The sequence below is a fragment of the Shewanella alkalitolerans genome (assembly GCF_019457575.1).
Lineage (GTDB): Bacteria > Pseudomonadota > Gammaproteobacteria > Enterobacterales > Shewanellaceae > Shewanella > Shewanella loihica.
The window spans coordinates 3,669,644-3,692,195 of the sequence record NZ_CP080422.1; the positions used below are offsets into that span (position 1 = coordinate 3,669,644).

The 22,552-nt window shown below is 52.9% G+C and carries 12 protein-coding genes; 6 read left to right on the forward strand and 6 right to left on the reverse strand.

Features of this window, described 5'->3' with window-relative positions:
- Window positions 1-259: 259 nt before the first annotated feature.
- Entirely contained in the window at window positions 260-973 is a 714-nt protein-coding gene (locus tag K0J45_RS15995; RefSeq protein WP_220043275.1) for a DUF3581 domain-containing protein, read from the reverse strand.
- 578 nt (window positions 974-1,551) lie between these two features.
- On the opposite strand from K0J45_RS15995, the gene K0J45_RS16000 reads away from it, so the two are divergent.
- The 3 genes from K0J45_RS16000 (at window position 1,552) to K0J45_RS16010 (ending at window position 4,358) form a co-directional block, all read left to right on the forward strand.
- Window positions 1,552-2,721: a porin gene (locus K0J45_RS16000; RefSeq protein ID WP_041406713.1), complete on the forward strand. Its 1,170-nt coding sequence runs from the start codon at window positions 1,552-1,554 to the stop codon at window positions 2,719-2,721.
- A 152-nt stretch (window positions 2,722-2,873) separates the two neighbouring features.
- Window positions 2,874-3,389: an FMN-binding protein gene (locus tag K0J45_RS16005; protein ID WP_220043276.1), complete on the forward strand. Its 516-nt coding sequence runs from the start codon at window positions 2,874-2,876 to the stop codon at window positions 3,387-3,389.
- Between the two features lie 168 nt (window positions 3,390-3,557).
- On the forward strand, window positions 3,558-4,358 hold the full coding sequence (locus K0J45_RS16010) for a PepSY-associated TM helix domain-containing protein (RefSeq protein ID WP_220043277.1): 801 nt from the start codon (window positions 3,558-3,560) through the stop codon (window positions 4,356-4,358).
- A 130-nt stretch (window positions 4,359-4,488) separates the two neighbouring features.
- Here K0J45_RS16010 and mrcB read toward each other — a convergent pair whose 3' ends face one another.
- From mrcB to K0J45_RS16035, 5 genes are all read right to left on the reverse strand, one after another.
- A complete protein-coding gene (mrcB, locus tag K0J45_RS16015; RefSeq protein ID WP_220043278.1) occupies window positions 4,489-6,858 on the reverse strand; it encodes a penicillin-binding protein 1B in 2,370 nt (789 codons plus the stop codon).
- 27 nt (window positions 6,859-6,885) lie between these two features.
- Window positions 6,886-9,417, reverse strand: a complete 2,532-nt coding sequence (hrpB, locus tag K0J45_RS16020) for an ATP-dependent helicase HrpB (RefSeq protein WP_258406713.1) — start codon at window positions 9,415-9,417, stop codon at window positions 6,886-6,888.
- A gap of 174 nt (window positions 9,418-9,591) precedes the next feature.
- Complete coding sequence (locus K0J45_RS16025) at window positions 9,592-10,263, reverse strand: response regulator (protein WP_220043279.1); 672 nt, start codon at window positions 10,261-10,263, stop codon at window positions 9,592-9,594.
- 13 nt (window positions 10,264-10,276) lie between these two features.
- Window positions 10,277-13,321, reverse strand: coding sequence for a two-component regulator propeller domain-containing protein (locus K0J45_RS16030; protein ID WP_220043280.1), 3,045 nt, complete (start codon window positions 13,319-13,321; stop codon window positions 10,277-10,279).
- Between the two features lie 306 nt (window positions 13,322-13,627).
- Window positions 13,628-13,999, reverse strand: a complete 372-nt coding sequence (locus K0J45_RS16035) for a response regulator transcription factor (protein ID WP_220043281.1) — start codon at window positions 13,997-13,999, stop codon at window positions 13,628-13,630.
- A 553-nt stretch (window positions 14,000-14,552) separates the two neighbouring features.
- Between K0J45_RS16035 and K0J45_RS16040 the strand changes: the two genes are divergently transcribed.
- From K0J45_RS16040 to K0J45_RS16050, 3 genes are all read left to right on the forward strand, one after another.
- A complete protein-coding gene (locus tag K0J45_RS16040; RefSeq protein WP_220043282.1) occupies window positions 14,553-16,475 on the forward strand; it encodes a tail fiber domain-containing protein in 1,923 nt (640 codons plus the stop codon).
- A gap of 79 nt (window positions 16,476-16,554) precedes the next feature.
- The gene (locus tag K0J45_RS16045; RefSeq protein WP_220043283.1) at window positions 16,555-18,054 is read left to right on the forward strand and encodes a tail fiber domain-containing protein; all 1,500 of its coding nucleotides are present in this window, start codon (window positions 16,555-16,557) and stop codon (window positions 18,052-18,054) included.
- Window positions 18,055-18,074: 20 nt separating this feature from the next.
- Entirely contained in the window at window positions 18,075-22,472 is a 4,398-nt protein-coding gene (locus tag K0J45_RS16050; RefSeq protein ID WP_220043284.1) for an Ig-like domain-containing protein, read from the forward strand.
- The last annotated feature ends 80 nt before the right edge of the window (window positions 22,473-22,552 follow it).

A 22,552-nucleotide genomic window follows, 5' to 3' on the forward strand; every position in this document is an offset into this window, starting at 1 on the left:
CGGTTTTCACCGCAGGAATGAAGAAGACGGCAAGCATAAAGGTAGCGAGCGATGTTCAGGCTAGGCCGTGGCGAAAGCCAATGGCTAAATGCTTGGAACAGAAAATTGAGAACTGAGCGCTGGGAACAGGAAATGGAGAGCTGGGGCCGCAATTCAGGCGTCGGGAGCAGAAATAGAAAGGGTCGACTAATGTCGACCCTAGCGTATATTTTCAATTCAGTATTTCAATTCAGCATTTCAACTCTGCATTTAGCACAGATTAGTCGGCTTGCTGATAGCCGATGCGACGCGCCTCGTAGCGGGCCACCATCTCATCCATGCTCTGGGCTTCCAGTGGACGCAGGCCGCTAAGCACCAGCGTCTTCTCACCGGTACCCACTAGCTTATCGTCGCAGTGCAGCTCAAACTTGAGGGTCACGTCGCCGCGCTTACCATCGATGGCCAGATTCTGCTCCACCAGGTTGAGGGCGATGCTGTCAAAGTCTAAGGTATGGAGATCGAACGACATGCTCTCGTAGATCACCAGAGGGCGGGCCGGGTTGATCATCATGCCGTGCTGCTTCATCAGCGGCACCAGCACATGGGTAAAGTTGAGCCCGGAGAAGGCCACATAGCTACGCACGAATGATTCTGTCTGCACCTCACACTGGGTCGACTCGCCGCTGCGGCTCACGCTCAAATACTGCTTATCCTTGTCATCCAATATGGCAAAGCTGTCGCCTACCACATCGGGAAACACCAGGTTGACGCCGCTGCCGACCATGCCCTCAAATCGAAATGTCATCTTCTGGCTCAGCCCATATTGTCCCAGCACCAGGGCGAACAGCAGATCTCCGGGAACGCAGAACTTCTTGGCATCGACATCGTGGATGGGGTTAAAGTCCTGTGCGACACCCTTGGCGAATTCACTCGCCTGCTGGGCTGACACAGAGACTAGTTGCTGTGCTTTATTAAAATAAGAACTTAGAAACATATCGGCTCGTCAATCAGGGTTATGTTAAAGATGAGATAAAACATTCGTTATAAATTTAAGGAGGCACAGTCTATAGCAAAACCCGCGAAACACTTCTCCGATGACTTGAAGACCCCCCAGGTTTTACAACGAAGCTAGGCCGAAATATCCGCTATCGCCCTGTAGCAGCACTCCTATCCCTCTGACTCACACAGGCTTTTGCCCATGCAGTCGAGCGCTCAAACCTGGTCTTAAACCATGCTCAAGCTGAACCTCCAGCTGAGTCTCAAACCAGAAGCAAGACTGCTGATTTTCCCAATGAATCCACTAAAGCTGCAAAAAAGATAAATTTTTTAAAATTAACAATGTCAGTCAATGTCAAGGTAAGAAATCCAGAAAAAACCACACTAAACCATTGTTATAAAAGACTTTCAAATCAAAACCACTCTGTACAACTTGGGTGCAAATCCCTTTACCTTGACTTTACATTTGTTGATCTCAATCAAAAAACTTAATGATAATAGTTTGCATTACGATACCTAATTGATAGAATCGCCAGCAATTAAATAACCCTGACAAAACAACTGGGAAGAGAAATGATGAAGAAAACGCTAATTGCCGCAGCACTGGTCAGCGCATTCGCTAGCCAAGCCGCTATCGCCTCTGATGAGACTCAAGAACTGCGTAAAGTGATCGAACAGCAACAGAAAGTGCTGAAAGATCTTGAGAAGCGTCTAGAGCAAACTGAGCAGCGTGTAGAGAAGACAGCCGACGCCGTTGAAGAGAGCAGCTCAGCCAAGAGCGCGACAACTATCGGTGGTTACGGTGAACTTCACTACAACAACATCACCGACAACAAATCAGGTAAAGACAAGAAAGAGTTCGACTTCCACCGCTTCGTACTGTTCTTCGGCCACGAGTTCACCGAAAAGACACGTTTCTTCTCTGAGCTGGAAGTTGAGCACTCTATCTCTGGCGAAGGCCAAAACGGTGAAGTCGAGCTAGAGCAGGCTTACATCGAACACGATTTCAACGACATGCTGACTGCTAAGGCGGGTCTGTTCCTGATGCCAGTGGGTATCATCAACGAAACTCACGAGCCACCAGCATTCTACGGCGTTGAGCGTAACCCAGTTGAGAAAAACATCCTGCCTGCCACTTGGTGGGAAGCGGGTGCCAACCTGAACATCAAGGCAGCCCCAGGCCTGGCCTTCGACGCAGCGGTCACCTCTGGCCTGAACGTTGGCGACGACTACAAGATCCGTGGCGGTCGTCAGAAGGTTTCTGAAGCGAAAGCCGAAGATCTGGCTTACACAGCGCGCGTTAAATACACTGCCGTTCCAGGTCTAGAGCTGGCTGCAACTGTGCAGTACCAATCTGATCTGACTCAAGGCCGTGGAGATGTTGACACCGCTTCTGCGACCCTGATGACAGCACACGCTATCTACACCATCGAAAACTTCACCATCAAGGCACTATACGCTCAGTGGGATATCGATGGTAAAGAAGCCGAAGCACTTGGCCGTGATAAACAGAAAGGTTACTACATCGAGCCTTCATACCGCTTCAACGAAAGCTTCGGTGTGTTCGCACGTTACAATGCCTACGACAACGAAGCCGGTAACGGTGTTGACTCAGAAATCACCCAGACTAACGTCGGTGTGAACTACTGGTTGCATGAAAACGTTGTCTTCAAAGCCGACTACGAAAAAGTTGGCGGCGCGAAAGATGCCGACGGTTTCAACCTAGGTGTTGGCTACCAGTTCTAAGCCATTAGCCCATATCGCAGTGCTCAACGCTCCCTTTGAGCACTGCCTATGGCTAAGGTACTTCCCGAGGTGCCTTAGCCATAGTAAAAGGAATCAGTGAAAACAACGGATTATCCCACAGGCCTCATCCACTCTTGCTACCGGGTCAATCGATGAAAGCTCTCTCTGTTAAGCTCCTACTTGCCTCACTCTTCACCGCCTTCTGCGTGCAGGCCGCCAGCATCTATCAAAGTAACGAAGACTTTATCAGCCAAGCCTTTGCCGCCCCTATGCCCAAGGCCAAGGTCTACTGGCTAGAGGATAACGACAAGCAGGCGATCGAGGAGATCCTGGCCCACAAATTCAATAAGATGCGCCTGCGCTACTGGCAACAGCAAGGCGAGACCGTCTGGATCCTCGAAGAGATAGGCAAAGAATCCCCCATCACGGTCGGCATCCATGTCAAAAACAAGGCCATAGTGCAGACCAAGGTGCTGGTCTATCGTGAGAGCCGCGGCGACGAGGTGCGTCACGAATTCTTCACCGACCAGTTTAAGCAGGCCAGGCTCACCGAAGATCACCAGCTGGATCGCAAGATAGACGGCATCACAGGCGCCACCCTGTCGGTACGTGCCCTCACCAAGCTGTCACGCATCGCCCTCTACCTGGACGACAAGGTCAATCACTAAGCTCCCATCGAGCTGCTTAGTTGGTGTTATCCCTATGGCTGTTATATGATGGCCAGCGAGCAGGCGAGCCCTGCTCTTTTCGTATCCAACAGGCTGTCAGCGCCGGGCATCCATGAGTCTGCTTGCGGCCGCGCGCCAGATAAATAGTCAGAATAAAGAACGCCATAGATGACAAATAAGCCCCGCCATCCCCATCGTAAACCCCTGTGGCAGAAACTCGCCAAGATCTTCCGCCCCTGGCACAGACGCCTAGGGATCGCCAGCGCACTCCTGGTGGTCATGGTTGCCGTCAGCGGCGTCTTGATCAACCACAGCAACGACTTCAAGCTAGATACCGCCCACGTGCATCAGGGCTGGCTGCTGGATCACTATGGCATAAAGGCCCCAGGCCAGGTCGCCATCTATGCCAGCGAGCCGCTACTGGCCGCCAGTGACAACCTGCTCTGGCTAAAGGACAAGCCGGTCCTGGAAGCCCAAGGACCGCTGCTTGGCGCCCTCGCCTATGGCGAGCACTATGTTGCTATCGACGCTCAGCACCTCTACCTGCTGGATCAAGAAGGCGCCCTGCTGGAGCAGCAGAGCCGTGCAACCGGCCTGCCCCAAGACCTGCGCGCCCTGGCGCTGCTCCCCACGGGTGACGCTGGGCAGCTCTGGCTGAATACGGCGTCCGGCAGTTATCTTAGCGATAGCGATCTCATCGAGTGGCAAGAAGCAAAGCCTCTGGTGGCTCTTGACTGGCAGACCCCGCTTACAGATGCCAACAGTGAAACGATTAGTAAAGCCTTATCACTCAAGGCCCGCGCCATGCATCTCAGTTGGGAGCGCGTGCTGCTGGACCTGCACAGCGGCCGTATCGTCGGCCTGCCCGGCTCGCTGATGATGGACCTGGTGGCACTCTGTCTTATCTTCATGGCGATCTCCGGCCTCTATCTTTGGCAGCAGGCCAAGCCCCGCAAGCGCAAGGCATAAAGCAGTACAAGGTATAAGGCAGTAGATAGCATAAGACGGCTAACGCCAGTCCTTTAAAAGCCGCATCTTAACAATAAAAAAGCTCACCTAAGGTGAGCTTTTTTATTGAGGAGCTATAGCGTTGGCGGCCTTAACCGCCCATCAGCTTCTGCCACCAGGAGAGCGGCTCGCCGCAGTTCTTGGCCGGATGATAGCTCTCAGCCAGGGCAGGAACGGCCACCACGTTGCCGCAGTTGCCCTGCTTGGCGACACCCGTCTTGGCATCGAAATAGCCAGACACCACGCCATTGACCGGCGTGCGTCTCAGGCTGATAGGCGCGCGCTGCTTGAGGAAGGCCTGGTAGACGGCCATAGCGCCGCTGCTGCCATAGAGGCTGGTCTTGCCATTATCGTCCAGGCCCACCCAGACGGCGGCCACGTTACGCTCATCAAACCCGGCAAACCAGGAGTCGCGGGAATCGTTACTGGTGCCCGTCTTGCCCGCCAGGGTCACGCCCGGGAAGGCCTGGCCCAGCTTAGTTGCCGTGCCCGACTGCACCACCTGAGTCATGGCGTGTTGCACCAGGAAATCGCTGGCCACAGAGATCGCCTGATCCGCGCCGCGCTGACTGGCCGACAGCGGCTGATTATCGGCGTCCAACACATGGGTCACCGCACTCAGCTGACGGTAGCGGCCATTGTCTGCCAGGGTCTGATACACCTGCGCCACCATCAGCGGTGAGCCATTAACGGCCCCCAGCAACATGGACGGATACTCTGGGATGGTCTCGTCCCAGCCCGACTTGGCCAGTGTGGTCGCCACCGCGTCTGTGCCTATCGCCATGCCGAGGTTCACCGTCGGCACGTTCATCGACTTCTTGAAGGCGGTCATCAGCGGCACCTCGCCGGAGAACTGCTTGTTGACGTTCTGCGGCGACCAGGTCTTGCCCTGGGAGTTGGTCAGGGTGATCGGCTCATCCTTCAGCGGCGTCGCCAGGGTGTACTTGTCGCCGTGGGTCAGCGCCGTAGCGTAGACGAATGGCTTGATAAGCGAGCCGATAGGACGACGGATCTCCACCGCACGGTTAAAGCCCTGATAGCTTGGCACCTTGTCGCCCACCATGGCGGCAATACCCGCCGAATACTTGTCGGTCACCACCATGCCCACCTGAAGCGCCTTGTCACGCTGCTCCAGGTTTTTCATGGTCGAGCGCACCGCCTGCTCCGCCGCCTCCTGGGCTAGGGGATCTAAGGTGGTGTAGACCTTGATACCCGACTGCTGAAGCAGGCTGTCGCCGAATCGACGCGACAGCTCGCCGCGCACCACGGCGAAGAAGGCCGGCAGCTTCTGATGCACAGGCTTGCTCGCCTTACGCACCCCAAGGGGGGATTCGACCGCCGCCTTGTATTGTGCCACCGGCAGCTGGCCCGACTCCATCAAGAGACGTAGCACCAGATCCCGACGCTCCTGAGCCCGCTCGGGGAAACGCCAGGGGTTGTAGTAGGAAGGCCCCTTGATCGCCGCCACCAGGAAGGCCTGCTGCGGCAAGGTCAGCTCGGCAATCGGTCTGCCGAAATAGAACTGAGACGCCAGCCCCATGCCGTGCACGGCGCGGGACTTGTCCTGACCCATGTAGACCTCGTTGAGGTAGGCCTCGAGGATCTCATCCTTGTCGTAGCGAAAATCGATAATGATCGCCATCAGGGCTTCCCTGAGCTTACGTATGATAGAGCGCTCGCTGGAGAGGAAGAAGTTTTTCGCCAGCTGCTGAGTCAGGGTCGAGCCACCTTGTACCGTGCGCCCGGCGCTGATGTTGACCATGGCGGCACGTATGATGGCAAAGGGATTCACGCCGTGATGTTCATAGAAGCTCCTGTCTTCCACCAGGATCAGCGCATCGACGATCGCCTTGGGGATCTTGTCTGTGGCCACGAACAGCCTGTCTTCGCCATCGCCTGTGATCATACGATCCAGCAGCACGGGCTCCAGGTGGAACACCGCCAGCTCGCGATGGTCACTGCTGCGAGCCACCGAGGCAACCCCCTGGCTGTCGAAGCTGATCATCACCCGCTGGGCTTCCTGGGATCCCTGAGGATGGAGGAAGGGACGGCGCCAGAGATCCACCTTGGTCTTGGAGGCGGAAAATTCGCCCACCTGACGGGGATTGGCCACCTTGCGATAACCCAGCAGCTTAAGCTCGGCGATCAGCTGATCGTGACTCACAGCCGCACCGGGATAGAGGGCCATGGAACGGCTAAATACCTGCGCCGGCAGGTGCCACTTCTGCCCCTCAAACTTGCGGGCGATGATCTGATCCAGATAGATACTGTAGATGGTCATGGCAGCAAACAGGATAAGGCCGAGCTTCCAGCTCAAAGACCAGATCCTACGGCCCCAACCCGGCCGCGCTGTCGCGGTACTCTTGCTCGCCGACTTGCGCTTAGGCGTTTGGCTATTGCCCGCCTTGCTATTAGTCGACTTGCGCGGTCTGCGTGGTGTTGGCGTCTCTTTATTCGTCATCGTGTTTCCAGTCAAACAGCAAAGGGGCTAGAGCCCCTTAGCTGACATCTTTTTCTTGGTTAATTTGGTCGGCAAGGTGTTGGCGGGATCGTCCGGCCACAGATGCTTAGGGTAGCGTCCCTTCATCTCTTTCTTCACCTCGACATAGGGCCCGGCCCAGAAGTTGGCCAGATCGGCGGTCAACGCCAGCGGTCGCATGGCTGGCGACAGCAGCTCCATGGTCACCACAAGTTGCCCCTGGGCCAGCCTGGGACTCTCGGCCATGCCCAGCGCCTCCTGCAAACGTACGCTCAACAGCGCCCGTCCCGACATCTCATATCGTATCGCCGCCCGAGTGCCCGTCTTCATGGGCCAATGGCTCGGCAGCGCCTCATTTAATATCTGTTGTTGTCCCCACTCCATCTGGTTGTGGAGCAAGGTATAGAAATCCAGTCCCTTAAGCTGGGTCAGGCGGCGCACCCCATCAAGATAGGGCCCGAGCCACTCAGGCAGCGTCGCGAGCAAGGCCTGATCACTCAGATCCGGCCAATCGCCTGCAAGAGCAAGCTTACTCGCCAGGGCAACGCGCAGGCGAAGCTGTTCCACCTTATCATCAAATCCCAGCAGGGAGAGTCCCTTGGTGCGGATAAGCTGATAGATGGCCTGCTTGATCGTCTCTTCATCCAGGGTCGCCAGCGGGCGCTCACCCAATATGATAGCGCCGATGCGCCGCTGAGTTAACCCGTAAAAACGCGCCTTCTCCTCATCCCAGCCGGTCTCAACAACTGACTTCACCTGGCTGGCCAGGGGGCCGTCAAACAGCGCGGCATCCAGCTTGGCCGCCAGCAGAATACGGCCGCTACTTTGGCCTTCACTCTCCTGAAAATCGGCGACCACCAGCCAGGGCTCGCCCTGCAGAACATCGTCATCATTGAGGGCAACACCTGCGCCGCAGGCAAGCTGATACCCCTTGGCGCCACGGGCCTTGGCGATGCGATCGGGAAAGGCCAGCGCCAGCAGGGTTGCGATATCCTGGTCGCGACTCTCGCCGATGACCTTGGCTATCTGATTGCCTCGACCGGCATTCATCCTGGCCAGATATTGCTGCGCCAGATTGGCTGCTTCGCCGCCTCTGGCATCATTCAGATAACGACTGATATCCGCGCCGCGTCTTGCCAGGGCGCGCGATTCCAGCAGCGCCGCCAGCACGGCGGCAAGTGGCAGATAATAGGGAGCATCAATGCCGTCCATCTCTTTGGCGGCCAGCAGCATGTGGGCCAGACGCGGATGACAACCAAGCCGATAGGCGGCGCGGCCATGGGCCGTGATGCGTCTGTCGCTGTCCACCAGCGCCAAGGCTTGCAGCAGCTCCCAGGCTACCGTCTCGTTAGCCTCAGACGGGGGCGAGATCAGCGGCAGCGCATCGAGGGCATTCACGCCCCAAAATGCGGCGTCCAGAACTGCGTTGGTTAAGTCCCCATGGAGGATCTCAGGCTCATCGGCCTTGAGCAACCGCTCATGCTCCTGCTGCGGCCAGAGGCGAATACAGTGTCCCTCGCTCAGACGACCGGCGCGGCCACTACGCTGCGCCGCCGACGACTGGCTGATCCGTTTGAGCGACAAGCGGCTCACCGCCGTCCTTGGGTTGAAGCTGGCCTGACGCTTATAGCCGGCATCCACCACCAGGCGGATATCTTGGATGGTCAGACTCGACTCGGCCACGTTGGTGGAGAGCACCAGCTTACGCATCCCAGGCGGTGGCGGCGCGATGGCGCTGTCTTGCTGACCCGGCGGCAGGGCACCATAGAGGGGGGTAATCAAAAACTGTTTAGGGTCGAGGCGCTCGGTTAATAGCGTCTGTAACCTTCCGATTTCTCGCTGGCCGGGCAGGAAGGCCAGCAATGAGCCTTCTTGATGCTCGGTCACCGCCTCGACGATCACCTTGGCCATGTGCAGCAGCCAATCCTGATGGGCGGCGCCGGGACGGTAACTCAGGCTCACAGGAAAACTGCGCCCCTCGCTCACCAGGCTGGCCGCATCAGGCATCAGGGCCTGTAACGGCAGGCCGTCCAGGGTCGCCGACATGGCGAGTATCTTAAGATCCTCACGAAACGAGGCCTGTACCTCCAGCGCCAATGCCAGACCGAGATCTGTGGTGAGGTGGCGCTCATGGATCTCATCGAAGATGATCAAGCTGTAGCCAGACAATTCAGGGTCTTGCTGGATCATCCGCGTCAATACCCCTTCGGTCACCACCTCGAGGCGGGTCTTGGCGCTCACGCTCGACTCGCCGCGCACCCGAAAGCCCACCGACTGACCCACGGGCTCACCCCGCCTGGCGGCAATAAAGTGCGCCACGCTGCGCGCCGCGATGCGTCTGGGCTCCAGCATCAAGATCTTACCCTCGATCTCAGGCCAGTCGAGCATGGCCAGGGGCAGCGCGGTCGACTTGCCCGCGCCGGTCGGCGCCTGCAAGATCAGCTGGGCATTGTCCGCCAGCGTCCGCTGGATCTCGGGAAGGAGTGTCTGGATAGGGACTTGGTGAATTTCTTGAGTAGCTACTTGGTTCAAAGGGCGCAATCAATCGACAAAAACTGGCGACAGTTTACTAAAGATGAGGGCAAAGCTAAACAGACGAGTCCCCGCTTGGGGCTCGTCCCAGGTTAACATCTCTTAACCTTATGGCTTTCATCACCACAGCGCTGCAGGCTATGCTCCCTTAGCGACGGAACTCGATGGCAGTTAAGAGCCACATTACTCCAGCTCAGGTTGGGTGAAGCGATATCCGACCCCATACACAGAGTCTATGATGGGTTGAGCCAATCCTAGCTGTTTGCCTTTCTTGCGAATATTCTTTACGTGACTATCGATAGCGCGGTCAGAGATGTCGCGCATATCGGGATAGGCTAAGTCCAAAATCTGCTGACGGGAATAGATGCGTCCTGGTTGGTCATACAACAGGGAAAACAGGTTAAATTCCAGGTGAGTCAGCTCAACGACTTTGTCGTGATAGGCGATCTTCAGCCTCACCTTATCCAGAGTGAGATTGGGAGACGGCTTACTCTTCATGGTGCGCCGTAAGATGGCTTTGATTCGCAAAATGAGTTCGACGGCACTGAAAGGTTTACAGACATAATCGTCGGCCCCACTCTCCAGCCCAACCAAGCGGTCAACTTCCTCTATCTTGGCGGTTAACATGATAATAGGGACGTCGGAGAATTCTCGGATCTCGCGGCAACAAGTCAGGCCATCTTTTATCGGCAGCATTAAATCGAGCAGGATGAGCGCAGGTTCTCTGGCTTTAACGGTTTCAACAACCCGTTCGCCGGTATCGAGATGCTTAGTTTCGAAGTCACTGGCGGCTAAAAACATCTCGACATTTTCGGCTATATCTCTGTCGTCTTCGACCAGCAATATGTAGGACATGAATACCTCGAAATCAGTTAGCCTGCATTGGCAGGTAAATGGTTATTGCCAGACCGCCCAATGGACTGCCACTGGCGGTGATCGTCCCCTTATGCGCCTCGACAATGCTCTTACAGATAGACAGGCCTAAACCAGACCCTCCTGTGGCGCGACTGCGGGACGTTTCGACCCGGTACAAACGCTCGAAGATGCTGGCAAACTGCACCTTGCTCACCCCAGGGGCACTATCTTCAATCACCACCTCCAGGCCCTTTCTCACTTCTTTCACCGTGAATGAGATACTACCAGGCAAGTCGGTATAAGCCATGCTGTTATCGACTAAATTATTGATAACTTGCTTTATTTTGTCATGATCAAAGGTTGCGCAGCAAGATGGTGTCAGGGTGATACTTTGCTGCCATGTAAACCCTTTAACGGCAACCGCATCGGCTATTTCATCAGCCCAGCAAGAAAATGTCTGCAAACAGTTATGGGATCTAGGCTCGAGATGCAACGCGCCGATATCCGATTGTGCCAGCTGATAAATATCGCTGATCAAGCAATTGATCTCACCAATTTTACTCATCAGGCTATCGTAGGAGGCCCCGACATCTTTCACGAGATTATTTTGTAAGGCTTCGACTTTTAACTGCAATACGGTCAGTGGCGTCCTTAACTCGTGGGACACATCCGCCAATAGCTGGTTTTTCTTTTCCACCAGCTCTTCCATCAGCGCCGCGCGTTCGGAGGCCAGCACGATCTCATTTTGAATACGCTCTTGCTCGGACAACTTCTTCACCCGCCAACGCACCAGCAAATAGAGGGTCAGGATGAGCATCAATAGCATTAGCGTCCTAAACCACCAGGTCTGATAAAAGGCGGGTAATACCTGGAATGTGATCAGCGTGGTCTCTGCCGTCCAGAATCCCGTGCGATTAGTTGCCTGCACGATAAGGGAATAGTTTCCTGGCGACAGGTTGGTATAGGTGACCGAGCGTTTCTTCGGATTCGTCGTCACCCAATCTTGATCGAAGCCCACCAGCTGGTAACGATAATTAACCAGCTCTGGCGCCGAATAATCCAGCGCGGCAAAGTCCATCGAGATACTTTTCACCTCGGGCGAGATCTCAACAATACCTGCACTATCCACAGTGCGTGATAGACGATCGATTTGAAAGTCCGTCAAGCGAATGGGGGGGAGATATTGCCATGGTGTAAAGGCTTCGGGTGTCGTTATCAACAACCCCTGTGAACCGCCAAAGGCCATGCGGCCGTCACTGAGTTTGCCAAAACTCCCCACCCAATCGGCGCCAACATCTACGCCGTCCGCCCTGCCAAATTCAAAGGTTTGTTCGCTTATAGGATCATACATCAGGCTAGCTTCCCAAAGCCTGCCCTGACTATCGATTTGCAGGTTGGAAAACTGCCTGTCGTTGGCACGAGTCACCTTCAGCGGCGCCTTTTTAACGCTGGCCTTGCCATCTTTTAAACTATTTAATGCTAAAGAAAACAAGCCAGAAGCATTAGAAAACCAAAGCGTGTCATCTTTTAGGGCCAGCGCGATAGTGCCATCGAAGGTATATTGATTGGCGACATCCGTCACCTTGATTAAATGCTCTGCACCTGGCTCTAGCACAAACAGGCCTCTAAAGGAGCCGAGCCAGACACGCCCCCGATTGTCCTTTAGTAGCGGTAAGATAGTTGAAATATCTTCTTCTACACCTTGTTGATTTTGGTAGTAAAAGCGCGACATCTCCATAGTGTTGAGTTCAAGTCGATAGAGATATTGAGCACTGCTAAGCCAGAGTTTGTCTTTACCCTCTGCAATAAGCGTATTCGCCATGACAGAAGCGGTATTAACCTTTTCCACCATGTTGTTTTCAAGCGAAACTGTGTACAAGCCCTGTTTTGTGGAGAGCCATAGGTGCTGATCATCTATCTGACCAAGGCCAACCACAGTACTTTGACTCAAGTCGGTTACCGAGTCAGGATGGGCGATAAAGGCAGACAAATCGCCGCTATCCAGATTGTAGCGTCGTAATCCCTTATCTGTGCCTAACCAGAGCGTACCGTCTGTGGTTTGAAAAGCGTCGCGAATGAACAGATGCTTAGTGTTATCTACGTCGATATACTTGGTCACAAAGGCTTCGTTTGGCAGGTATTTGTTTAAACCGTTCCCCCGAGTACCTACCCAAATCACCCCGGAAGCATCGACTTCAATGGAATTTATCTTATTACCGCTGATACTACCGATTTGCGCGTTATTGTTGCTGACCAGCTCAATATCGCCATAATCATGTAAATTGATTCGATAGACGCCTTCGTTGTACATCCCCAGCCACAGCTCATCGTCGCTGACCTGCTCTATGGCATTAATCGCCTTGGGCTTTCCTTGTAAATAAGGAAGCCTCAGCTTAGTCAGCTGCCGGGTATTCAGATCTATGACCCCGGCACCCGATTTACGCGTCCCTAACCACAACCTGCCATCAGCCATGAATTTCAACGCCTTAATATCACGGCTTAACAGATCGAATGTTTCGACATCAGACGCTTTGACCTTAAAAGCGCTTGCAGCAAGCATCTGTAGCTTGCCTGCAGGCAAGACAAACAGACCTTTATTGCTACCAACCCATAAGTTTTCCCTATCATCGAAACTCAGCGATAAGATCTGTAATCCCTTTGCAAGCTCATCCGTCGGCGATAACAAGCCTATTGGTTCGAATGCCTCCTGCTGGGCTATGTACTTAAATAATCCGTGGGTAGATCCTAAGAAGATCTCTCCTTGGGTATTTTCAGCAATTGAGAGAATACGTGAGGTTAAACTTTGCCTATCAGATAGTTTGGCAAGTGACGTAAAGCTATCTGTCTTGGGGTCATAAATAGAGACCCCTTTCGAGCTGGTACCTATCCAAATTCGACCGTCAGAGGTGACCTTCAAGGTCTGAATATAATCTTCCGCCAGGCTTGCCGGATTATCACTGTCGTGAGTATAGCGACGGAAGGTATAGCCATCATAGCGAATCAATCCTTGCTGGGTGGCTATCCACAAAAAACCATCATGGTCGGTGGCCAAATCCATCACTATGCCAGCGGGCACAGTAGTATTGTCGCCTACGCTTTGAAAATATAAGTCATTATGGGCCGCGCTGTTTGCCCCACAAGAGAGGAAGCAAATAAACAGGAATATAAATTTCAGAGGCTTCATAGATCGCTAATAAAAAATACTCGCCGACATGAAAACTATTATCTAGGAATCAAGATATTGTACAAGCAAAGGATATTCAGCCTAACGGCCAAAGTAAGCTACTCAATAAAGCTCCCACTCATCTGAATCAAGATAGAAAAGCGATCGCAGGCGGCCAGGGCACTCGCGCAAATACCTGACTCAATCTCGATTGGCACTTCTTTTCAGCACAGATTTTATTCTCAGCAACAACTCAGACAGGCTAAATGGCTTGCAGACAAAGTCATCCGCACCACAATGAAACCCCTGATGACGCTCTTTCTGGCTTGCCGAGAGCGAGATCAAAATAATAGGAATATTTGAACTGGCGCGAATCGCCTGACACTGAGCAAAGCCGCTGGTTTTATCCAGGGGTAAATCGAATAAAACCAGTCGGGGTGACTCCCGGCTAATCAAATCCATTATCGGCTGCCGGTCGTCTATTTCGCTCACCTGGAATCCATTTAGCCTTAAAAAATCTATCAACAAAGGACTACAGCTGACGCTATTGCTAATGACTAGTATTTTTTGCATTTCACTGCTCTGAACTGAACAAGAAGGCAGATTAAAGCAGATGAATATGGAGACAATTAGGATACGGCCTAGGGAAGGTGCGAATAAGTCCCGTGCTTGCTCTGCGTGTGCTTAAAGTGGATAGATGCAAGGCACAGTTTGCAGCGAATGGCCCTAGTCCTTCGCAAGAACTGTAACGCAGCAAATACCGCTGTAAGCCTCGCCCTGCGGGGCTTTGATAGCAACACCATTTCGGCGTTATTCAACTTCAGCAGGCCTCGGCATGCCTTCAGTTGAATGCCTTGAACTGTCGCTGCTATCAAAGCCAGAGCTGTGCGACGACTTGTTCGCACCTTCCCTAGATGAACACCCAAGATGAAATGACTATCTCAGCGCCCCCAAAAAACGCCTTTGATTAAGAATAAAATTTCATCTCCATATTCTCTCCTAATTTACTTTCTACCTTAGATACCAAGTGAATAAGCCTTCGTTATAACTGTACAGGTGTGTCTTGAGTATGAATCGGCGGTTTTCAATAAAATTGGCAGTTGCTGGCATTACGGCTGCGCTAAACATGAACCTTGCCCTGGCGGCAGGCGGTCCTGGCACGACCAATTTAGGGACAAATGCCGGCAGCGCGCTGGAGTCCGGCGCAGAAAACAACACCAACATAGGCGAAAATGCGGGCGCGACGACTAGCACAGGCGATCGCAACACCAATGTAGGCAGCAATGCGGGCAGTAGCTCAAACAGCTCAGACAACACCTTTGTGGGGTATAACGCCGGCACCAGCACAACCTGGGGCGACAATACGTTTGTGGGCTCGCAAAGTGGTGAAGCCAACGTATCTGGTACCGATAATGTCTACATGGGGGCGCGGGCTGGGCAGTTGAACAACGCGACCGATAACGTGTTTATCGGCAGCGAAGCGGGCAAAAGCAGCACTATCGCCAATGGCAGCGTCTTTATTGGCGAGGAGGCAGGCGAATTTAATACCGAAGGCGATGATAACGTCTTTATCGGCGAAAACTCTGGCCACTTAAATACCACAGGCGAACAAAATACCTTTATCGGTAGGGATTCAGGTGCCGCCGATGAAAGTTACTCTGACACCAAGGCATTGACGGGCTACAACAATACCGCGATCGGCGACTCGTCTGGGTACGACCTAAAAGTGATGGCGTCGCGCAACTCCCTGTTTGGTGCCGGCGCTGGTAACGATATTGGTGAAGGCTTGGCCAATACTATGATTGGCGCCGACGCCGGCGTAAACACCGAATATGCCGATTTCAACACCTTTGTTGGCGTCATGGCGGGTTGGGACAACAACCGCACCAATGAAACAGATAAGGCCAATCGCAACACAGCCCTTGGCGCTTCAGCGGGTTTCGCCAACCGAAGAGGCGAAGACAATGTCTGGGTCGGTGCCTTTTCCCATTCAGACTCAAAATCTTATACCTATGATGCTGCGCTAGAGAGTGACATGCAGATTCGCTATAACGGCATCTCACAACAGCTCTATGGCAATAAGCCCGAAGGCAATCAGGAGGTGTATCGCACCACAGTCTTAGGCGCGTTTGCCGGCGCCAACGACAACGACTCCATCAGCATTGGTTATAGTGCCATTACCGATAAGACCAATAGCATTAGCTTGGGAGCGAGTGCCTCGGCCAAAGGCCAGAGCGATATGGCCATAGGCAATGGAGCAAGTAGCACCCACACAGAGGCCATGGCAATCGGCTATCAGGCGACGAGTCACCGTAACTATGCGGTCACCATAGGCAATGCCAATACCCTTAGCTGGGACGCAGGTGGCGACGGAATAACCTCATTAGGCACGGCCAAAGACTGCGCTTACAACGACAGGAACGATAACTGGTCCTGCAATGAGCCTTATCGTTTCGCCGATGTGAATGCCAAGGAGGTGTCACTCATAGGCGATACCGATGCATCGACCTCGATCCACCTCTGGGCGGATGAAGGCGAAGATTATGACGACCGCTGGGATATCCTCGTCGGCGATAGCGGCACCTTTTCCATAGGCTCCTATGCCAACTCAAGCTTTAAGCAGTATTACGGCGAAACCCTCAAACGCTCAGAACTCTTGGCTATTGATAATCAGGGCAACGCCACGATTTCAGGCAATCTAACGCTGAATTCAGATCGGCGTCTTAAAACTCAGATCACCCCTATCTCCAATGCACTTACTTTGATCCAGCAAATCAACGGCGTGACCTACCATTGGAAAGCGGGACTAGGCCGCTCGGCAATCAAACAATATGGCGTCATCGCACAAAACGTCGAAGCCGTGCTCCCCGAATTGGTTAAGAGCGATGATAAAGGAATTAAGTCGGTTAATTATCAGGCCTTAATACCCGTTCTGATCAATGCCACCCAGGAACAGCAGAAACAGCTTGATGCACAAAGACTCCTAATCGAGCAACAACAGCAACAAATAGCCCAGCTGATACAAATGCTATCTGCTGCTCAAGACTAGTTCTCCTAATTTACTCCACATTTGCTCGGTAGCATGTTCAATAAGGGATTTTCATTTTATTCACGCTAAGGGTATTGGTATGAACACGCGCGTATTTCACCTATCGGCTTTGGCTCTCGCTTTATTCAGCGCTGCTGGTCTCTCTTCAGCCTATGCGGCGGGCAATACTAACTATGGCACCAATGCCGGAACCAGTATTACGACGGGGAGTTATAATACTAGCATTGGTGAGGGCGCAAACCAGGCGCTTACTACGGGTAATTTTAACGATGCCCTGGGTTATCTAAGCGGTAAAAACTTAGCCGATGGCAATCAAAATTTATTTCTCGGCACTCAGTCTGGATACTATACCGTCTCGGGTGATCAAAATACCTTTGTCGGTGCCTACTCCGGCTACCGAAATACCGCTTCGTATAACACCTTTATTGGCCAGCTGTCAGGCTCAGATAACACCTCGGGGGCGTACAACACCTTTTTAGGGCAAAGCGCGGGTAAGAACAATTCAATTGCCAGTGGTAATACCCTGATAGGATTCGAAAGTGGTTTTACCAACAGCTCGGGTGAAAGAAACACTTATGTGGGCTACAAAAGTGGCTACGTCGCCAGCTCATCAGACAATACCCTAATTGGTTACAACTCCGGCGCGAGCATTTCAAACGGTGCCTTTAACAGCTTCTTCGGCAGCTTTGCCGGTAATGATAATGCCACCGGCAACAACAATACCCTCTTTGGCTACCGGGCCAACTTCTATGCCACTTCAGGCAATGACAATACGATTATTGGTTATTCAAGCAATACCGCAGTGGGCGCCAAGCTCGACCTACAAAGGGCGATCGTCTTAGGCAGCTCGGCCAACGCCCAGGCGGATAAATCGACAGTCATAGGCACCAGCGCCACAAGCACCCACGAAGGGGCCATTGTCATTGGAGAAAATGGCACTAGCCATGCTGCCAATACCGTCTCAATAGGCAATGGCAATACGGTAAGCTGGGATCCCTCAAGCGATGCAGCGACAAGTCTGGGCACGGCTAACTATCGTTTCGAAGATATCTATTCCAACAAGATGTCGATCAACGCCACAGCCGGCAACGCCGCTAAAATTGATCTCTTTGCCGATGCAGGCACCAATAATAATGACAGATGGAGCTTGCAGTCTGTCGATGGCGGTAATTTTTCCATTGCTTCCTTTGCCTCGGGTTCAAGCGCGAATTTATTCACCCTAAGCAACAATGGTAACGCAACCTTAAGCGGCAATTTAACGGTAAATTCCGATCGACGCCTAAAGCAAGATATCCAACCTATCCCAGATGCGGCCCAGCTACTGGCAAAGATTGAAGGGGTTACCTACCACTGGAAACGCGAATTACACCGCGACACCAAGAAGCAGTATGGCCTTATTGCGCAGAATGTCGAAGCGGCAATTCCAGAGCTGATCAATGAAAACAGTGATGGCATTAAGTCCGTTAATTATCAGGCCTTAATCCCCGTATTGATTAATGCGGTCAATAGCCAGCAACAGCAAATAGAACAACAACAGCAACAGATTGCAGAGCTGGTTAAATTGCTACAAGCCAAGTAACGGATAACACAGGGACTGTCATGATGGGGTTTTCGATTCACGCTTTGTCTGCATTGCCTCGCTTGGCATGGGGCAACTTTCGCGTTCATGCCACACTTTTCTGCCTGGCGCTAGTTGCTTGCAACCAGGCCAATGCAGGTTCGCTCACCGTCGAGAATGGCGCCGTCATTCAGGGTAACGGCGTCATCAGCGGCGACGTGGTGGTCAAAAGTGGCGGAAACTTAAGCCCAGGTAATAGCCCGGGCTGTTTGTCGGTCAATAATCTCGATTATTCGGCCGGCGGCAGCTTATCTGCAGAAATCGGTGGGGCAAGCGCCTGCAGCCAATACGATCAACTGCAGGTTACTGGTACTGTCACCTTAGGGGGAAGTTTAAACGCCACGAGTTATAACGCCTATGTGCCTGTGGGCGGCGAAAGTTACACCATCATTTCCAACGACGCTACCGATCCGGTCAGTGGCATTTTTACCGGTTTGGCAGAGGGTAACATCTTCTCCCTCGCCGGAAAAAACATGCGCATCAGCTATCTAGGTGATGATGGCAACGACGTCGTATTAACAGCCCTTAGCGATCAGAGCATCTCTTTTGCCGCCCTGGCCGATCAAGTTTATGATGTCGGCAGCCTGACGCTTACAGCCTCAGCCTCTTCCGGGCTAACAGTCGCCTTTAGCTCCAACACTCCATCCACATGTACTGTATCGGGAGATAGTGTCACGATTGTCGATGTGGGCAGCTGCTCGATCACCGCCTCGCAATCGGGTAACGCCAACTACAACTCCGCCACGAGTGTCACGCAAAGCTTTAATGTGAATAAGGCCAGCCAAATCATCAGCTTTGTCGCGCTGGCAGATAAGACCTATGGCGAAGCAAGTTTCACCTTGGCCGCCAGCAGTGATGCGGGCCTAGCAATCACTTATAGCTCGACGACGAACTCAGTCTGTAATGTGTCAGGCTCCACCGTCTCCATTGTGGCGGCGGGCACCTGCTCACTAACAGCCTCCCAGGCGGGTGATAGCCACTACAATGCGGCAGCTTCGGTAACGCGCAGCTTTACGGTTAACCCTGCAAGCCAGGTCATCACCTTCTCGGCGCTTACCGACATCACCTATGGCGTCGCTAGCCTGAATATCGCGGCGACGGCCTCTTCTGGCCAGGCAGTCACCTTTAGCTCAAACACAGCATCTGTATGTTCGGTTTCAGGCAACACTGTCACTATCCTCGATGTGGGCAACTGCTCGATCACCGCCTCGCAATCGGGCGACGCCAACTACAACCCTGCCGCGAGTGTCACGCAAAGCTTTAATGTGAATAAGGCCAGCCAAATCATCAGCTTTGCCGCGCTGGCAGATAAGACCTATGGCGACGCGAGTTTCACCTTGGCCGCCAGCAGTGATGCGGGGCTAGCAGTCACTTATAGCTCGACGACGACCTCAGTTTGTATCGTTACGGGCTCGAGTGTCTCCATTGTGGCGGCGGGCACCTGCTCATTAACAGCCTCCCAGGCGGGTGATAGCCACTACAATGCGGCAGCTTCGGTGACACGCAGCTTTACGGTTAACCCTGCAAGTCAGACCATCACCTTCTCGGCGCTTACCGACAGCACCTATGGCGTGGCTAGCCTGAACATCGCGGCGACAGCCTCTTCAGGCCTGGCAGTCACCTTTAGCTCAAACACAGCATCTGTGTGTTCAGTTTCAGGCAACACTGTCACTATCCTCGATGTGGGCAGCTGCTCTATCACCGCCTCGCAATCGGGCGGCGCCAACTACAACCCTGCCGCGAGTGTCACGCAAAGCTTTAATGTGAATAAGGCCAGCCAAATCATCAGCTTTGCCGCGCTGGCAGATAAGACCTATGGCGACGCGAGTTTCACCTTGGTCGCCAGCAGTGATGCGGGCCTAGCAGTCACTTATAGCTCGACGACGACCTCAGTTTGTACCGTTACGGGCTCGAGTGTCTCCATTGTGGCGGCGGGCACCTGCTCACTAACAGCCTCCCAGGCGGGTGATAGCCACTACAATACGGCAGCTTCTGTAACGCGCAGCTTTAGAGTCAATAAAGCGAGCCAGACTATCACCTTCGCGCCGCTGACGACTAAGGCTATTACGGATGCAGCCTTTACCCTGACTGCAACAAGCGACTCCCTCCTGAGTGTTAACTTCGACTCGCTCACTCCAGCAGTGTGCAGTGTCTCAGGAACGACTGTGTCACTCGTCGATATTGGTGAATGTAGAGTCCTTGCTACACAAGCGGGGAATAGTAACTACCTTGCCGCAACCAGTGTCGAGCAGCGCTTCACCATCACGGGCGAGGACACAGATGGCGATGGTCTGCCCAATGAGATTGACCCTGATGATGATAATGACGGGGTTAACGATGAGGATGATGCCTTTCCATTGGATCCGACTGAAACGACGGATACCGACGGTGATGGCATAGGTAACAATGCCGATAACGATGATGATAATGACGGCGTGAATGACGAGGATGACGCATTTCCACTCGATCCAACTGAAACCCAAGATAGCGACGGCGACGGCATAGGAGACAACAGCGATCCGACACCATACCCCTACTCGGGTGAATTGAACTTTGAACTTGCCCAATATTCAGCTAGCGAAGATGCCGGTAGCATCGATATCAAAGTAGTGAGAAGCCTAGGCGATTTTAAGGAACTAAAGGTCGATTACTCACTTAAAGATCAAACGGCCACCGCGACCCAAGACTATGAGTTCAGTAGTGGCACTCTGACGTTTGATGATGGCCAACAAGAACAAGTCATCAGCCTCACCTTGGTTGACGACTCTACCTTTGAAGGCGATGAAACTTTTTCCATTCAACTGAGTAACCTACGCAGCGTGGGAGACGCCGATATAGGCGCTATCGGCCAAAGCGAAATCACTATACTCGAGGATGAAGCCCCGCCACCTGCCGGAGAAATTGGCTTCGAGTTTGAAAATGTCGCTGTGAACGAAAACGCAGCAAGTGTCACCTTAAAGCTTTTGCGCACCAACGGCAGTTTCGGCGAGGTCGAAATTTCCCTCTATACCCAGGATGATAGTGCCGTTGCCGATTTAGACTATTTTGCCATTAGCGAAACCTTAGTGTTTGCCGATGGCGAGACAGAGAAAACCCTAACCCTAGAGTTGCTGGACGATGCCATCTATGAAAATGATGAACAATTTTCAGTCCTGATTTCACTGATCGCCGGTGACGCCGTGTTAGCCAATACAAGCGCAAGAATCTCGATTCTCGATGATGAGCCGATACCGGCAAGTGGCGTAGTGCAATTTGAATCGGCCCAGTATCAAATTGATGAGAATGATGCCTCGCTCGACGTCACTATAATGCGCAGCGGCGGCAACTTCGGTGAGATCAGTGTCGATGTCACCTCCAGTGACATCCAGGCCCAGGCGGGCGAGGACTACCAGCCGTTTAATCAAACCGTCAGCTTTGCTGATGGCGAAATGGCTAAGCTTGTGACAATTGATCTCATCGACGATAGCGACTACGAAGGCGATGAAAACTTTAAACTGATCCTAAGCAACGCGACTGGCACCGAGCTAGGTCGCATTAGCAACACCGAGATAAGTATTATTGAAGATGACCCAGTGCCCAGTGGCGGCGTCATCGAGTTTAGCGGAGCCAGCTATGTGGCCGATGAAGACTCTGGTGTGCTCATTATCACCCTGACTCGCACCAACGGTAGTTACGGTGAATTGAGTCTGGATATCGCCACCCAGGACGTGACGGCGCTCGAGGGAGACGATTACATAGGCATAGACGAGCACCTGGTGTTCCTGGACGGTCAAACCAGTCAGACCTTGGCCTTAACCTTAAACGATGATGAGATCTATGAGGGTGACGAGACACTTTCCATATCGATCACCAACCTACTCGGCGAAGCCAGTATCGGCGAGTTAAACCGTGCCACCATCACCATAAAAGATAATGATTTGCCGCCTCACGGCACCATTCGCTTCGCCGGCAACAGTTATAGGGTAAGTGAATCATCACCTGAATTTGTCATCACACTGCTACGGGTTGATGGTGCGGCAGGCCATATCAGCGTCGACTATCGCACCTATGGTATCACCGCCACCGCTGGTGATGATTTTTATGCAAGCAGCGGTACCCTCTACTTTGATGATGGCCAAGAAAGCGCCACCATAACCTTGGCCCTCATTGACGATAAGCAAACGGAAAGTGATGAGTCCTTTAAGCTGGTGCTCGAAAACCCTATCGATACAGAGATTAGCGGGAAGGCTAGCGTTACCCTAACGATCCTTGATGATGATATTGAAGACATTAAGCCAGGCAAGGCATCGGGCGGAGGTTCGCTATCCTGGCTATTAATCCTTTTATTTATTATCTCCAGACGTGTCTATAGCGCCTCCAAAGGGATCTTTAAACCTTAGCTAGTCTAGTTAAAATGAATGAAGGTAGGTTAGTCAGTGCGCTGACCTACCATCGGACTCCTTAGCGTTCAAATCCCTTG

What these genes read in the sequence shown, in the direction of transcription:
- K0J45_RS15995 (WP_220043275.1), bottom strand. Translation starts at nt 973, where the DNA reads ATGTTTCTAAGTTCTTATTTTAATAAAGCACAGCAACTAGTCTCTGTG.
- K0J45_RS16000 (WP_041406713.1), top strand. Translation starts at nt 1,552, where the DNA reads ATGAAGAAAACGCTAATTGCCGCAGCACTGGTCAGCGCATTCGCTAGC.
- K0J45_RS16005 (WP_220043276.1), top strand. Translation starts at nt 2,874, where the DNA reads ATGAAAGCTCTCTCTGTTAAGCTCCTACTTGCCTCACTCTTCACCGCC.
- K0J45_RS16010 (WP_220043277.1), top strand. Translation starts at nt 3,558, where the DNA reads ATGACAAATAAGCCCCGCCATCCCCATCGTAAACCCCTGTGGCAGAAA.
- mrcB (WP_220043278.1), bottom strand. Translation starts at nt 6,858, where the DNA reads ATGACGAATAAAGAGACGCCAACACCACGCAGACCGCGCAAGTCGACT.
- K0J45_RS16025 (WP_220043279.1), bottom strand. Translation starts at nt 10,263, where the DNA reads ATGTCCTACATATTGCTGGTCGAAGACGACAGAGATATAGCCGAAAAT.
- K0J45_RS16030 (WP_220043280.1), bottom strand. Translation starts at nt 13,321, where the DNA reads ATGGATTTGGCCACCGACCATGATGGTTTTTTGTGGATAGCCACCCAG.
- K0J45_RS16035 (WP_220043281.1), bottom strand. Translation starts at nt 13,999, where the DNA reads ATGCAAAAAATACTAGTCATTAGCAATAGCGTCAGCTGTAGTCCTTTG.
- K0J45_RS16040 (WP_220043282.1), top strand. Translation starts at nt 14,553, where the DNA reads ATGAACCTTGCCCTGGCGGCAGGCGGTCCTGGCACGACCAATTTAGGG.
- K0J45_RS16045 (WP_220043283.1), top strand. Translation starts at nt 16,555, where the DNA reads ATGAACACGCGCGTATTTCACCTATCGGCTTTGGCTCTCGCTTTATTC.
- K0J45_RS16050 (WP_220043284.1), top strand. Translation starts at nt 18,075, where the DNA reads ATGATGGGGTTTTCGATTCACGCTTTGTCTGCATTGCCTCGCTTGGCA.